This window comes from Streptomyces sp. NPDC001668 (genome assembly GCF_042893155.1).
Lineage (GTDB): Bacteria > Actinomycetota > Actinomycetes > Streptomycetales > Streptomycetaceae > Streptomyces.
In genome coordinates this window covers 116,793-131,065 of sequence record NZ_JBIAUQ010000001.1, presented here as the reverse complement: position 1 = coordinate 131,065, position 14,273 = coordinate 116,793, and the positions used below count along the sequence as shown (strand labels likewise).

Here is a 14,273-nt window from a genome sequence, read left to right as displayed (position 1 = left end):
GGAGTGGTGCCAGGCCGACGGTCGTCGGCGCTGTGGCGCACCCGGCTGAACATACGGGTGGTGTTCGCCGGGCGGTCGTGAAGATTTATCACGGCCGCAACAGTGATCACCGGGGTGGGATGTGACGCGGACCACAGGGAGAAGGGGACAAAGAGCACCTGCGGCGGGCATACGCGGCCATCACGGTGACATGATCGTTATCCGGATTTGAGCGTCCTCTGAGCGAACACGTCACCGTCGAAAACCGGGCACAAAACCGTCACATGTCACGGCATAAGGGTCGTCACCAGGGTCTCCTGGAGACCGCCCAGCCACAGGTACGCCATCACCATCGGCTTACGGGGGTCCTCGTCCGGCAGCCGGTAGAGGAGGTCGGTGTCCTCCTCGTCGGTGATGTCGAGGCGGGAGCCGATGGCGAGCCGCAGGTCGTTGAGGGCGCCGAGCCACTGCTGGGACTCGCCGGCGGACAGCTTGAGGACCGCCCCGCCGTCGCCCGCGGAGTGCAGCGCGTCCAGGGAGCGGACCACCGCGAGGGCGTTCTCGCGCTTGCCGGCCCGCAGGTCGTTCTCGGTGAAGCGGCGGAACTCCGAGGAGTACGCCCGCTGCTCCTCGGCCTCCTCGGCCTGGGGCGTGCCCTCGGGGTCGCTGTAGGCGTCCGGGAAGAGCCGCTTGAGCACCGGGTCGGAGGGCGGCTCGCTCGGGCCCTCGGCGAAGAGCTCGGCGAGCGGGTCGTCGGGGGCGTCCTCGGCGGGCCCGGGGCCGATGAGTTCCAGGAGCTGGACGGCCAGCGACCGGATGATGGAGATCTCGACGTCGTCGAGGGCGACGGCCGCGCCGCCGCCGGGGAGCGGTTCGAAGGTTCCTGGCATCAGGGTGTGTCGCTACTTCCGGTCCTGCTGGAGGGTGGCCCACAGACCGTAGCCGTGCATGGCCTGCACATCGCGTTCCATCTCCTCGCGGGATCCGCTGGAGACGACCGCCCGGCCCTTGTGGTGGACGTCGAGCATCAGTTTGGTGGCCTTGTCCTTCGAGTAGCCGAAGTAGGTCTGGAAGACGTAGGTCACGTAGCTCATGAGGTTGACCGGGTCGTTGTGGACGATCGTGACCCAGGGGACGTCCGGCTCGGGTACGGCGAAGACCTCTTCCGCCGACTCGGTGCGTTCGATCTCTACGGGAGCGGGTGACGTCACACGGCCCATGCTGCCACGCACTCCACAAATCGTCACACTGACGCGAAGTGGGGTAGCATCTCTTGTTATGAACACAGCGGACCTTGGGCTGCCGGTGGACGTTCCCTCGACGGCGCTCTTCACGGACCAGTACGAGCTGACCATGCTGCAGGCCGCCCTGAAGGCGGGTACCGCCGAACGGCGCAGCGTGTTCGAGGTCTTCACCCGGCGGCTGCCGGAAGGGCGGCGCTACGGCGTCGTCGCGGGCACCGGCCGCGTCCTGGACGCGGTGGAGAACTTCCGCTTCGACGGGGACGTCCTCGGCTTCCTGCGCGAGCGCTCCATCGTCGACGAGGAGACCCTGGACTGGCTCGCCTCCTACCGCTTCAGCGGCGACATCTGGGGCTACCCGGAGGGCGAGGTGTACTTCCCGGGCTCGCCGATCATGCGGGTCGAGGGCTCCTTCGCCGAGTGCGTGCTGCTGGAGACCGTGATCCTTTCGATCCTCAACCACGACTCCGCGATAGCCGCGGCCGCCTCCCGGATGTCCTCGGCCGCGGGTGACCGGCCGCTGATCGAGATGGGCGCCCGCCGCACCCACGAGCTGTCCGCCGTGGCCGCCGCCCGCGCCGCCTACGTCGGCGGCTTCGCCACCACCTCCGACCTCGCCGCCGGCTTCCGCTACGGCATCCCGACGGTGGGCACCTCCGCCCACGCCTTCACCCTGCTGCACGACCAGGAGCGGGACGCCTTCCAGGCCCAGGTGGACTCGCTGGGCCGGAACACCACCCTGCTGGTCGACACGTACGACGTCACCGAGGCCGTCCGTACGGCCGTCGAGGTGGCCGGGCCCGAGCTGGGGGCCGTGCGCATCGACTCCGGCGACCTGCTCCTGGTCGCGCACCGGGTGCGGCAGCAGCTGGACGAGCTGGGCGCGAAGGGGACGCGGATCATCGTCACCTCCGACCTCGACGAGTACGCCATCGCCTCGCTGGCCGCGGCCCCGGTGGACGCGTACGGCGTCGGCACCCAGCTGGTGACCGGGTCCGGGCACCCGACGGCCTCGATGGTCTACAAGCTGGTCGCGCGCGCCGAGTCCGACGACCCGAAGGCGCCGCTGATCCCGGTCGCGAAGAAGTCGTCCGGGGGCAAGAGCTCGGTCGGCGGCCGCAAGTGGGCGGCCCGGCGGCTGGACGCGGAGGGCATCGCGGAGGCCGAGGTCGTGGGCACCGGGCCGGTCCCGGCGGAGCTCGCGGACCGGCAGCTGCTGGTGGAGCTGGTCAAGAGCGGCGAGGTCGTCGCCCGCGAGCCGCTGGACGTCGTACGGGACCGGCATGCCGCCGCCCGGGCCAACCTGCCGCTGTCGGCGACCCAGCTCTCGCGCGGGGAGCCCGTCATTCCGACGGAGTATGTCAACGCGCGCACGGGTAGCTAGTCGGCTGTCGCCCCGAACGCGCCCCGCAATGCCCCCTCCCGCACGGTCCCCGAAGTCTCTAGGCTCGTAAGTTCACTCTTAGTCGAAGGACACCCACCATGCGCCGCGCCTTGATCGTCGTCGACGTGCAGAACGACTTCTGCGAGGGAGGCAGTCTCGCGGTGGCCGGAGGGGCCGACGTGGCCGCCGCCGTCACCGAGCTGATCGGGCAGGCGGCGGGCTCCGGCTACCAGCACGTGGTGGCCACCCGGGACCACCACATCGCCCCCGGCGGCCACTTCGCCGACAACCCCGACTTCGTGCACTCCTGGCCCGCGCACTGCGTCGCCGGGACCGAGGGGGTCGGCTTCCACCCGAACTTCGCGCCCGCCGTCGCCTCGGGGGCGATCGACGCGGTCTTCGACAAGGGGGCGTACGCGGCGGCGTACAGCGGGTTCGAGGGCGCCGACGAGAACGGCGTGACGCTGGCCGACTGGCTGCGGGCGCGGGAGGTGACGGAGGTGGACGTGGTCGGGATCGCCACGGACCACTGCGTACGGGCCACCGCGCTGGACGCGGCCCGGGAGGGCTTCCGTACGCAGGTCCTCCTCGACCTCACCGCCGGGGTCGCCGAGGCGACGACCGAGCGGGCGATCGAGGAGCTGCGGGAGGCGGGCGTGGAGCTGTCCGGGAAGCCGGTCGTCTAGGGCCTGTCGTTCGGATCCAGGGCAGGGCCGGCGGCCTCAGGCCCGTGCCGTCGGCCTCCTCAGCAGTGATCTGATCGGATGCCACAGTTCCTGGGCCAGCTCGGGACCGCCCACGACAGCGTTGTCGGGGGCGGTTCGCCATATCAGCCCGTCCGGGTGGTGGAGTACGGCGGTGACCTCGTCCGGGGTCGGGGGCGCGCCGTTGCCGCGCAGGTACACCGCGCGCAGCCCCAGGTTGCGCAGCCTGGTCAGGGCGCGCGCCCGGTTCTGGGCGTGGACGAGCACCCGCACGTCGCCGTAGCCGTCGGCGGGCGGGCGGGGCAGGTTCAGCGCCACCACCACCCTGCCGTTCGGCAGCTTGCAGAAACCTCCTGCGGCCATGCGGTCACACCCCCGTGTGCGTCGGTGTCAATAAGGAAGCCACAGGACGCACCTAAACACGATCGGCGGCAACCCGCCAGGGGTTGCCGCCGATACGCTTCTGACCTGCGGTTTTACTTCTTCTTGGCCGAAGGTCCGACCTGGAGCGTGATCATCGAGCCGTCCAGGGGCTCCTTGACGATCTTGATCCGGGTGTCGGTGTCAGTGATGTTGACACCGGCGAACGGGTTCGACGCGTCGTAGTAGCTCGACGTGCCGTCGTCGAAGACCGGGACGCCCGGCTTGGACTTGATCTTCGTCGGGACGTCGGCGTTGTGCAGCGTGACCGAGTCCGTCGGGTACCAGCTGAAGGTGGAGTCGTAGGCCTGGATGCGGTTGCGCATCAGCGTGCCGTCGGACCACTTCAGCGCGGTCGGGTGGGAGTCGACCGGGAGGATCAGACCCTCGCCCGGGTGCTGGCTGGTGTTGTCGTCCGCCTGGGAGGTGTCCCACTTCCAGATCAACAGGCCGTTCTGGTAGGCGTAGTGCTCCACCCAGTCCGGACGGGTCTTCGAGAAGCCGTAGTTGTACGGGCCGACCTTCAACACCTTGTCGTAGGACACGTATTGGCGGTTCTCGGCGAGGTAGTACTGCGCGTAGTCGTCCGTGATGGAGGCGCCGATGCGCGAGAAGCCGTTGGCGGCCCAGGCGGCGTCCGCCGTCTCGGCGTTGTCGGAGAACAGGGTCGCGCCGTCGGCGGTCACCGTGATCTCGTCGGCCGTGAAGCCCTTCAGGGCGACCCCGCCGTCGGTGGCGTAGCGGAAGCGCAGCTGGATCTTCTGGCCCGCGTAGGCGTTCAGCGGGAAGGTCAGCTTCTGGTGGGCGTCGACCGAGCCGGTCAGGGCGGGCTTGTCACTGCCGTCGCGCGGGATGGCGGTGCCGTCGGCCAGAGTGCCGTCGATCGGCGTCCAGTTGGCGCCGTCGGTGGAGACCTCGGTGTAGAGGTAGTCGAAGTCCTTCTCGATGTCCCACCAGCCGGCGAGGGTCAGCGCCGCCGAGGACTTTCCGGTCAGGTCGACCGGGCGGGTCAGGGTGTTGCGCAGGTCGTTGCCACTGCCGCTCCACCACTGGGTCGCGCCCTGCGCCGGGGTGACCACCGGGGTGGTGACCGTCTTCCTCGGCAGCTGGACCACGAGCGCCTGCGGGTTCTTGGTGTTGTACTCCGCGACGCCCAGCTTGTGGGCGGAGCGCTTGCCGGCCGTGGCCACGTCGTAGTCGAGCCAGCCCAGTTGGAGCTTGTCCCAGGCGTTCATGTCGCCGGGCAGGTCGCCGATGGACTCCTTGCCGGTGCCGAGCCAGGAACCGGAGGACATCAGCGTCCAGAAGCCGGTGGAGTTCTCGCCGCCGCCCGAGGTGTCGTACTCGTCGGGCAGGCCGAGGTCGTGGCCGTACTCGTGGGCGAAGACGCCCAGGCCGCCGTTCTCCGGCTGGATGGTGTAGTCGCCGACCCAGACGCCGGTGTCGCCGATCTGGGTGCCGCCGAGCTTGTTGCCGGCCGGGCCGGTGGCGCCGGAGTCGCTGGCGAAGGCGTACCAGCGGTGCGCCCAGATGGCGTCCTCGCCCTGCGCGCCGCCGCCCGCGGACTCGTCCTCGCCGGCGTGCACGATCTGGAAGTGGTCGATGTAGCCGTCGCGCTCGTTGAAGTTGCCGTCGCCGTCGAAGTCGTAGCGGTCCCACTGGTCGAACTCGGCCAGTTCCGCGCTGATCTCGGCGGGGGTGTCCCCGGCGGCCTCGCGCTGGGCGACCCAGGCGTTGACGCCGTCCTGGACCGCGTACCAGGCACAGTTGTCGGGGTCGCACTTGTTGGAGCCGTAACGGGCCTCGTTGTAGGGCACCTTGACCCAGTCGGTGACCTCGCCGTCGACCGAGTAGCGGCCCGAGGACTGCTTCTCGTAGTACTTCTTCAGCGACTCGGTCTTCTTGCCGGTGCCGAAGTAGAGGTCCTGGAAGTGCGCCTGGTTGTAGTCCGCCTGCCAGGCCGTGCTGTTGTCCTTCTTGCGGTCCGGCTGGGCGATCTGGTTGTGCAGCGGGCCGGGCGTGCCGCCGTAGCGGGGGTCGACCTTGTCGCCGAACTCGACCAGGATGGTGAAGATCTTGTCGGTCTTCTCACGGCCGAGTTCGACGTACTTGCTGTCGCCCTTGCGGCCCTTGAGCTCGACCACCTGGGAGCCGTCGCGGTTCCTCACCGCCGCGTCCCCGGATATGACCTGGTCGAGCGCCTCCTTCCGCTGCGCCTCCTGGGTCTTGGTCAGCGGGCCGTCGAAGTCGTGCTCCCTGGCCTTCGCCGGCTGCGGGTCCTGCCGGTCGACCGCCGAGGTCCCGGCGGAGGTTCCGGTGGAGTTGTCGGCGGCCTGCGCCACGGCGAACGTGGAGAACGTGGCCGAGGCCGCGGCTATCGCCACGACCGTCGCTGCCGTCCTGAACGTCCAGGATCTGTCTGTCACTTGTACCTCTCCCCTATCAGGCAAGTGACCGGTATTTGACTAAAGTTTGAGGAGAAAAGACAGACCTTGACTTGGACGCGACAAGTGCATTATTGGGAGCCGGTGTTCGCATTGCGGACGCGTGACGGTCACCCGACAGGCGCGTGCGGCCGTCCACGTGGTGGACGTCATGACTCCGTGCGCCCCCTGTGCACCGGCACTGTTGGTTAGGTCACGCTTACCGTTCGTTCCACTCGGGCAGACAGCCGATTAGAGTCGATTGGCGGAACGCCCGGGTGTCGGCGGAATGCCAGGCCGACACCCCCCGTGGACCCCCAATTCCGAGGACACGATTGCCATGCCTCGTCCGACCGCCGCACAGCTCGCCTACGGTTCGATCACCGTCATCTTCTCGACGCTCGCCATGCTGCTGCTGTCACAGACGAGTTCGGCCGTGGGGACAGCGGTCATCGCCGTCTCGGCGCTCGCCCTCGGCCTGTTGGTCGCCATGACGGTGCCCCAGCCCAAGCCCCGCGTCGTCGCGGTGAGCAGGCCCGTGGAACACGCGGCGGAAGAGCCCGTACCGGCCGCGGCCACGAGCTCCAAGACCGCTGCCTGAACACTGCGTCGGCTGAACCGGGTGCCGCGGGCCGGGCCCGGTACGCCCGGGCTGCCCCCGCTGTCCCGGAGACATGGGTGACTGTCTCCGTCGCCCACGGTTCCTGGACCCTGTGGACGTGCCAGCGGGGGCGGGTTCCAAGACCGACCGGAGGGACGGCGTTCGACGGTACGCCGGCCCCCGGCGCCCTGCCTCGGGCCCTGCCCGACACCCGTCGGCCACCCACAGACACCGGACCACCCAGGGCCCGGCACGGCCACCAGGCCGCCGCGCCGGGCGTCAGCGCGGCGGGTTCCAAAGTCGGCCGGGAGAAAGACGCTCGGCAGCGTGCCGGGGCAACTCCCGGTATCCGGACCAGTCAGCCCGGAGAGACGGCTCGGCCCCTGCCCGACACCCGTCGGCCACCCACAGACACCGCCGCCCCCCAAGGCCCGGCAGAGCCACCAGGCCGCCGCGCCGGGCGTCAGCGCGGCGGGTTCCAAAGTCGGCCGGGAGAAAGACGCTCGGCAGCGTGCCGGGGCAACTCCCGGTATCCGGATCAGTCAGCGCGGAGAGACAGCTCGGGCCCTGCCCGACACCCGTCGGCCACCCACAGACACCGGACCGCCCAGGGCCCGGCAGAGCCACCAGGCCGCCGCGCCGGGCGTCAGCGCGGCGGGTTGCAAGGTCGGCCGGGAGAGCACCAGGACCGCTGGCCCCTCGCCCGGACGGGAAGAAGGGCAGGCCCGACTCCCGGGCAGCACGGCAGATTCCCACGCCGGTCGGGAAGGAAGCGACCGCCGGTCTATCTGGCCGCCCCCGGCTCAGGTTGCCCATCGGCACTGGATCGCGCACGCCCGCCGGCACGTCACGCAGCCGGGGACGAGGGCAAGCGCAACTCCCGGGCGGCGTAACGGATTCCGAGCCCGTCGGGAGCAATGCGTCCGCGCATACCAGCGGCCCCCGGCCCCGGCTCGGGCCCTGCCCGGTGGCCGTCGGTCGCCCATTACCGGACCGCGTAGGCGCGCCAAGGCCGCCAGGACACCGGGCGAGCCGCCAGCGCGGCGGGTTCCAAAGGCCACGGACACCGCCGGCCCGTCTCCCAGACCGGGACGAGGGCAAGCCCAACTCCGGGCAGCGCGACGGGGTTTCCGAGCCCGTCGAGCGAAGAGCCTCCGCCGACAGGCCGGGGCGGCGTCGGCGCCCGGAGACACGGCTCGGGCCTGGAAGGCGTCCGGTGCCGAAGCCGTACCGGGTACGGGGTACTGGGGCCGAAGCCGACCCGGAGGATGACCACCGGGCCCGCCCGGTTCAGGTCGTGCTGACCACCACCGTCTTCGCCGCCTTGTCGTGCAGGCCCTGCTTGTACGGCTTGTCGAAGTAGCTCCAGCCGCCCGAGATGGCGGTCCAGATGCAGGCGCAGCAGAACGCGAACGGGATCCACAGCACCGCCGAGCGGATCAGCGTGGTCTGCACGGAGGGCGTGGAGCCGTTGTCGAGGTTCGCCACCCGCATGCCGAGCCACTTCTTGCCGAGCGTCTGCCCGGACCGGGTGATCAGGACGGTGTCGTAGGCGATGTAGAGCACCGCGGCGAGCGCCGACTGGGCCAGCGACTTGCCGTACTGCATGTCGTCGCTGTCCACGTTGTACTCGCTCACCCCGAAGCCCCAGGTGATCAGTCCGACGACGATGGCCACCAGGATCATGTCGATGATGCGGGCGAGCGTGCGCCGGCCGCTCGACGCCAGCGGCGGCATGCCGGCCAGCGGATCGGCGGGCCCGGAGCCGCCGCCGTACGGGTCGCCGCCGTAGGGACTGCCCCCGTAGGGCGGGGGTGGCGGCGAGCTGTACGGCGGTCCCGAACCCTCGCCGGGCGGGGGCTGCTTCCTGAACGGGTCGTCATCCGGCGGCTGCTGACCGGGGCCGGGAGGCGGTTCACTGCTCATGGCCCGAGTCGACCGCGAACCCCCCGGCTCCGCATCCGGCGAGCGGCCGTCCGGAGTACCGAATTCTGTACGCCGTTCGGGGGATCCGCTCAGCCCGCCACGAACGTATGCGCCGCCTTGTCGTGCCAGCACTGGCGCCAGGGCCGGTCGAACAGGCACCAGGCGACGCCCACGAGGCCGATGCCGAGCAGGCCCGGCACGCTGTAGACCAGCCAGCGGCGCAGCGCCCCGCCGAAGGACGGCGGCTCATGGGCCTCGATGTCCCGCACCTCCAGACCCAGCAGCTTCTTGCCGAGGGTGCGGCCCCACTTGGCGGTGGGCAGCGCCTCGTACAGGGCGCCGGCGACGAGGAGGACGGCGACCACGATGCCGAGGTACACCGACGTGGTGCCGTCGAGCAGCCAGACCGTCACGGTCTCCCCGGACAGCTTGGCCGCGTCGATCTTCTCGTTGATGTGGTCGGCCGCCTTGGCGCCGAGGGGGACGGCGGCCACGGCGGTGACCGCGCCGACGACGAGGGTGTCCAGGAGGCGGGCGGCCAGGCGCTTGCCGAGCCCGGCGGGTCTGGCCGAGGCCTGACGGCGGGCGGCCGCCTGGAAGATGTCCTCGACCGGCGGCTTCCAGGGGGCGGGCTGCTCCTCGTCGGGCCCGGCGAGCCGGTGCACCTGCTGGGCCCAGGAGGGCTGACCGCCACCGGGGCCCGGGCTCATGGGCGTGGCGGCGGGCAGGACCCCGGCGCCCTGCGGCTGTCCCTGCTGGGGTACGCCCGGAGGGGCCGCCAGGGGACCGGGGGCAGAGGCGGGACCCTGGTGGCCGACGGCCCCGGCCCCGGCACCGGCACCGGCACCGGCAGCCCGCTCTGCGGCGGCCTTGCCCGCGCCGAAACCGGGGGCGTTGGGGTGACCGGCGACCGCGCTGCCGTCGGCCGCGCCCTGACCGCCGAAACCGCCGCCCTGTGCGGTGGGACCGGAATACGCCGGTCCGGGCGTGCTCCCGTTCTGCGCCCCGGGACCCGCGCCCTGCTGCGCCGTGCGCGGGGAGAGCGCGCGGAACTTCATGGTGCCGTCGTCACCGTCGTCGGACCGCTGGGCGGCCCCCGCTCCCCCGGCCCCCGCTCCCCCGGCCCCCGCCGTGGGCCTGCGGAAGACGCGCGTGCCGCCGTCCTCGTCGGGCTCGGCGGGCGGGATCGTCGCGGTGCCGTCGGTACGGGCCGCGTGTCCGTCCGGCTGGGCCGGAGCCGAGCCGTCGGCGGGCCGCCCCGGACCGGGCACCCTGGGATCGGCGCCCTGCGGAGCCCGCGGTACGCCGGGCCGGGCGCCCTGCGGTCCCTGCTGAGCCCCTTGCGGAGGAACCCCCTGCGGCGCCGCCTGCCCGGCCTGCGCGGCCGGCTGCGGGGATCCCCACGACACCCGGCGGTCCTGGTCGCCGCCGAAGCCCGCCTGGTGGGCCCGGTCGGCGGCCCACGCGGAGGCGGGTTCGGGGCGGCTGCCGTGCTGGGTCCCGGGGTGCGGGGGCTCCTCGGCCGGGTCCTCGTCGAAGAAGTGCGGGCCGGTCTCCTCCACCGGGGACGGGGCCGGCGCGGAGCCGCCGCCACCGGACGGCGGCGCGAGCGGTTCGCCGTCCGCCGGGGCGGGACGGCTGGTGCCCGGTACCCAGGAGGCGCCGTTCCAGTAACGGACATATCCAGGAATGGACGGGTCCGGGTAGTAGCCCTCGCGGGGCCTGTCGTCACCGGGTGCCGGGGTTGGGGCGCTCATGTCCGTCGTCCCGTATCTGCTCGGGGGTCAATAGAGGGGGCTCCACATCTATCAGACCGGCGCAAGACCCACCGCCAGTCCCACCGGACCCACCCCTTTTGAGCACGACCTGACACCGGCCGTGGTACCCGGCGTGGTACCGGCCGTGACACCGGCCCCGGCGCGGCCGGAAAAAAGTTCGCCGAACCCGCGTAATGATCCCGGCCCCTCCCCCCTCTCCACTCGTACGGGCCCACCGCAGGACCCGGACGAGAGCCGAGAGAGGAACGAACGACATGCACCACACCGTGGTAGAGCGCGAACTGGAACTCCACCTCATCCTGTCGCCCGAGCGCAGCATCCCGGTCCCGGCCCGCCTGGGCTACCGCAGCGACGACCCCTTCGCCGTCCACGTCACCTTCCACATCGGCTCGGACCACCCCGTCCACTGGACCTTCGCCCGCGAACTCCTGGTGGAGGGGGTGTTCCGCCCGTGCGGGCACGGGGACGTGCGGGTGTGGCCGACGAAGGTCGCGGGGCGCGGCGTCGTGCTGATGGCGCTGAGCTCCCCCGACGGCGACGCCCTCCTCCAGGCCCCGGCCGCGCAGGTCTCGGCCTGGCTGGAGCGCACGCTGACGGCGGTCCCCCCGGGCTCCGAGGCGGAGCAGCTCGGCATCGACGACGGCCTCGCCGAGCTGCTGGCCCCCACTCCGGCCGACGATCTCTGGCTGCGCGACCCCTGGCCGAGCGAGGGGTCGGCGGACGGGGAGTGACGCCGGAGCGGACGGGCGTGACGTCGCGGCGGACGGGCGTGACGCCGGAGCCGGCCGGGGGTCAGAACAGCTTGCCCGGGTTCAGGATGCCCAGCGGGTCGAAGACCCCCTTCACCGCCCGCTGCATCTCCACGCCCACCGGTCCGATCTCGCGCGCCAGCCACTCCTTCTTCAGTACGCCCACGCCGTGTTCCCCGGTGATCGTGCCGCCGAGTTCCAGGCCGAGGGCCATGATCTCGTCGAAGGACTCGCGGGCACGCCGGGACTCGTCGGGGTCGGCCGCGTCGAAGCAGACGGTGGGGTGGGTGTTGCCGTCGCCCGCGTGGGCGACGACACCGATGGTGAGCCGGTACTTCTCGGCGATCCGCTCGGTCCCCTCGATCATCTCGCCGAGCCGCGAGCGGGGCACGCACACGTCGTCGATCATCGTGGTGCCCTTCACGGCCTCCAGCGCGGTGAGGGAGAGCCGGCGGGCCTGGAGGAGCAGTTCCGACTCGGTCGCGTCGTCCGCGGGGACGACCTGCGTGGCCCCGGCGGCCTCGCACAGCGCGCCGACGGCGGCGAGGTCGGCGGCCGGGTCCGTGGTGTCGAAGGCTGCGAGGAGCAGGGCCTCGGTGGCCTCCGGGAGTCCCATGTGGGCCAGGTCGTTGACGGCCTTGACGGTCGTACGGTCCATCAGTTCGAGGAGGGACGGCACGTGCCCGCCCTCCATGATCCGGCACACGGCGTCGCAGGCGGCGGCCCCGGAGGAGAACTCGGCGGCCAGCACCAGCTGCTCGGGCGGTTTCGGCCGGAGCGCCAGGACGGCCTGGACGACGATGCCGAGCGAGCCCTCGGAGCCGACGAAGAGGCGGGTCATGTCGTATCCGGCGACGCCCTTCGCGGTACGGCGGCCCGTGGACATGAGCCGTCCGTCGGCGAGGACGACGTCCAGTCCGAGGACGTACTCCGCCGTCACCCCGTACTTCACACAGCACAGCCCGCCGGACGCGGTGCCGATGTTGCCGCCGATCGTGCACATCTCCCAGCTGGAGGGGTCCGGCGGGTAGTAGAGGCCGAGTTCACCCACCGCCCGGGAGAGGGTCGCGTTGACGACACCGGGTTCGACGACGGCGATGCGGTCGACCGGGTTGATCTCCAGGATGCGGTCCATCTTCGTCAGGGACAGCACGATGCAGCCGTCGGAGGCGTTGGCCGCGCCCGACAGGCCGGTGCGGGCGCCCTGGGGGACGACCGGGACGCGCAGTTCGGTGGCGATGCGCATGACGTGCTGGACCTGTTCGACCGTGCGCGGCAGGACCACCACGGCGGGGGTGCCGGCCGGGCAGAAGCTCGCCATGTCGTTGGCGTAGGCGACCGTGACGTCCGGGTCGATGAGGACGGCCTCGGCGGGCAGCCCGCTGAGCAGGCGGTCCACCAGGTTGCCGGTGACCTCGTCGCGGGGGGCTTCGATACGGCTCATGATCACAGCGTCGCACCGGGGGCCATCGGTGTGAACCCCGGCAGCGGCAGCTGGCGGGTGCCGGGGTGCGCTCGTCGTGCTGACGCACAGTGAGCGCCATGGAGAACCAAGCCACGGAGCACCGGCCGCAGGAGCGTCGGCAGGAGGCCCGGGAGGAACGTCGGCAGGAGGCCCGGGAGGAGCCTCGGCAGACGCGCCGCGAGGAGCGGCGGCAGGAGCGGCGGGCCCGGTTGCACGGGCGTCTGGTGATCGCCGCCGTCGCGGGCTGCGTGGTGCTCGGTACGGTGCTGATGCTGCTGCCAGCGGAGCGGCCGGTGCGCCGCGCCGCTCCCGCCCCGGCCCCGGGGGCGCAGGCGCTGACGGCGGTCGCCGCCGGGGTGCCGGCCTCGCTGCCCGACCTGGCGGCGCTGATCCGTGAGCGGGAGAGCCATCTGCGCGGGCATCCCGAGGACGCCCGGTCGTGGGCGGTGCTAGGGACGGCGTATGTCGAACGGGGGCGGCGGGCGGCCGACACGGCGTTCTTCCCGAGGGCCGAGGACGCGCTGCGGACCTCCCTGAAGGTGCGCGAGAACGCGGAGGCCCTCGGCGGTCTGGCCGCCCTCGCGAACGCGCGCCGGGACTTCCGGACCGCGCGGACCTGGGGCGAGGCGGCGCGGCGGCTGGAGCCGGGGCGGTGGACGACGTATCCGGCGCTGATCGACGCGTACACGGGGCTCGGCGACTACAAGGCGGCGCGCGGGGCGCTGGAGCGGCTCATGAAGCTGCGTTCGGGGCCTGCGGTGATGGCCCGCGCGGCGGCCGTGTACCGGGACCGGGGCTGGCGCGAGGACGCGGCGGCCCAGCTGGCCGACGCGGCGGCGGGGGCGCGGGCGCCCGCCGAGCGGGCCGCGTATCTGGAGCAGGCCGGGCAGCTCGCCTGGGAGCGCGGCGACCTGGAGGACGCGCTGCGGCACTTCCAGGAGGCGGTCCGTGTCGACCCCGACCAGCGGGCCGCGCAGGCCGGGCAGGGACGGGTCCTTGCGGCGCTGGGCCGCACGACGGAGGCACTGAGCGCCTACCGGATGGCCCTCGCGAAGCAGCCGCTGCCGCAGTACGCCCTGGAACTGGGCGAGTTGTACGAGTCGCTGGGGCTGGGGCAGGCGGCGCGGGTGCAGTACGACCTGCTGCGGGCGGCGGTGGAACGCGCCGAGGCGGGCGGGGCGGACGAGCAGCTGGTGCTCGGGCAGTTCGAGGCGGACCACGGTGAACCGGCCGACGCCGTACGGCGGTTGCGGGCCGAGTGGCGACGGCAGCCGGGGATCGCGGTGGCCGACGCCCTGGGCTGGGCGCTGCACCGGGCGGGCGAGGACCAGGAGGCCCTGCGCTACGCCCGGATCGCGACGGACGGGGCGCACGGGGGCGGGGTGCGCAGCGCCCTGTACATGTACCACCTGGGCATGATCGAGCGGGAGTCGGAGCGGTACGCCCCCGCGCGCCGGCATCTCCAGGAGGCCCTGCGGATCAACCCCTGCTTCTCGCTCTCGCGGGTGCGGGAGGCGCGGGAGGCGCTGGCGGCGCTGGGGGACGTACCGGACGAGCCGCCCGGGGACTGGTCGGGACCGGTCGGGGACTAGTCGAGACCGGT

At 72.1% G+C, this 14,273-nt stretch carries 12 protein-coding genes; 5 read left to right on the top strand and 7 right to left on the bottom strand.

The features are described 5' to 3' along the window. Nucleotides 1-266: 266 nt before the first annotated feature. Together ACFYZ8_RS00575 and clpS are read right to left on the bottom strand one after the other, a co-directional pair. Complete coding sequence (locus ACFYZ8_RS00575) at nt 267-869, bottom strand: DUF2017 domain-containing protein (protein WP_359030519.1); 603 nt, start codon at nt 867-869, stop codon at nt 267-269. Nucleotides 870-881: 12 nt separating this feature from the next. Next, the gene (clpS, locus tag ACFYZ8_RS00570) at nt 882-1,199 is read right to left on the bottom strand and encodes an ATP-dependent Clp protease adapter ClpS (RefSeq protein ID WP_007382360.1); all 318 of its coding nucleotides are present in this window, start codon (nt 1,197-1,199) and stop codon (nt 882-884) included. A gap of 58 nt (nt 1,200-1,257) precedes the next feature. On the opposite strand from clpS, the gene ACFYZ8_RS00565 reads away from it, so the two are divergent. Next, complete coding sequence (locus ACFYZ8_RS00565) at nt 1,258-2,604, top strand: nicotinate phosphoribosyltransferase (protein ID WP_388542019.1); 1,347 nt, start codon at nt 1,258-1,260, stop codon at nt 2,602-2,604. A 98-nt stretch (nt 2,605-2,702) separates the two neighbouring features. Next, nucleotides 2,703-3,290 carry an isochorismatase family protein gene (locus ACFYZ8_RS00560; RefSeq protein ID WP_359030522.1) on the top strand — a complete coding sequence of 196 codons (588 nt, stop codon included), beginning with the start codon at nt 2,703-2,705 and terminating at the stop codon, nt 3,288-3,290. A 36-nt stretch (nt 3,291-3,326) separates the two neighbouring features. Here ACFYZ8_RS00560 and ACFYZ8_RS00555 read toward each other — a convergent pair whose 3' ends face one another. Beyond that, nucleotides 3,327-3,671: a hypothetical protein gene (locus ACFYZ8_RS00555; RefSeq protein WP_359030523.1), complete on the bottom strand. Its 345-nt coding sequence runs from the start codon at nt 3,669-3,671 to the stop codon at nt 3,327-3,329. Between the two features lie 113 nt (nt 3,672-3,784). Further along, entirely contained in the window at nt 3,785-6,154 is a 2,370-nt protein-coding gene (locus ACFYZ8_RS00550) for an immune inhibitor A domain-containing protein (RefSeq protein WP_388542023.1), read from the bottom strand. A gap of 337 nt (nt 6,155-6,491) precedes the next feature. Between ACFYZ8_RS00550 and ACFYZ8_RS00545 the strand changes: the two genes are divergently transcribed. After that, complete coding sequence (locus tag ACFYZ8_RS00545) at nt 6,492-6,752, top strand: hypothetical protein (RefSeq protein ID WP_359030525.1); 261 nt, start codon at nt 6,492-6,494, stop codon at nt 6,750-6,752. A gap of 1,290 nt (nt 6,753-8,042) precedes the next feature. On the opposite strand, the gene ACFYZ8_RS00540 is transcribed toward ACFYZ8_RS00545, so the two are convergent. Both ACFYZ8_RS00540 and ACFYZ8_RS00535 read right to left on the bottom strand, forming a co-directional pair. Continuing rightward, a complete protein-coding gene (locus ACFYZ8_RS00540) occupies nt 8,043-8,678 on the bottom strand; it encodes an RDD family protein (RefSeq protein ID WP_388542027.1) in 636 nt (211 codons plus the stop codon). An 89-nt stretch (nt 8,679-8,767) separates the two neighbouring features. After that, nucleotides 8,768-10,435 carry an RDD family protein gene (locus ACFYZ8_RS00535; RefSeq protein ID WP_388542030.1) on the bottom strand — a complete coding sequence of 556 codons (1,668 nt, stop codon included), beginning with the start codon at nt 10,433-10,435 and terminating at the stop codon, nt 8,768-8,770. A gap of 275 nt (nt 10,436-10,710) precedes the next feature. Here ACFYZ8_RS00535 and ACFYZ8_RS00530 point away from each other — a divergent pair, with 275 nt between their 5' ends. Beyond that, entirely contained in the window at nt 10,711-11,187 is a 477-nt protein-coding gene (locus tag ACFYZ8_RS00530; protein WP_359030528.1) for an SsgA family sporulation/cell division regulator, read from the top strand. Between the two features lie 61 nt (nt 11,188-11,248). On the opposite strand, the gene ACFYZ8_RS00525 is transcribed toward ACFYZ8_RS00530, so the two are convergent. After that, a complete protein-coding gene (locus tag ACFYZ8_RS00525; RefSeq protein WP_388542033.1) occupies nt 11,249-12,655 on the bottom strand; it encodes an FAD-binding oxidoreductase in 1,407 nt (468 codons plus the stop codon). Nucleotides 12,656-12,747: 92 nt separating this feature from the next. On the opposite strand from ACFYZ8_RS00525, the gene ACFYZ8_RS00520 reads away from it, so the two are divergent. Then, entirely contained in the window at nt 12,748-14,262 is a 1,515-nt protein-coding gene (locus ACFYZ8_RS00520; RefSeq protein ID WP_388542035.1) for a tetratricopeptide repeat protein, read from the top strand. The last annotated feature ends 11 nt before the right edge of the window (nt 14,263-14,273 follow it).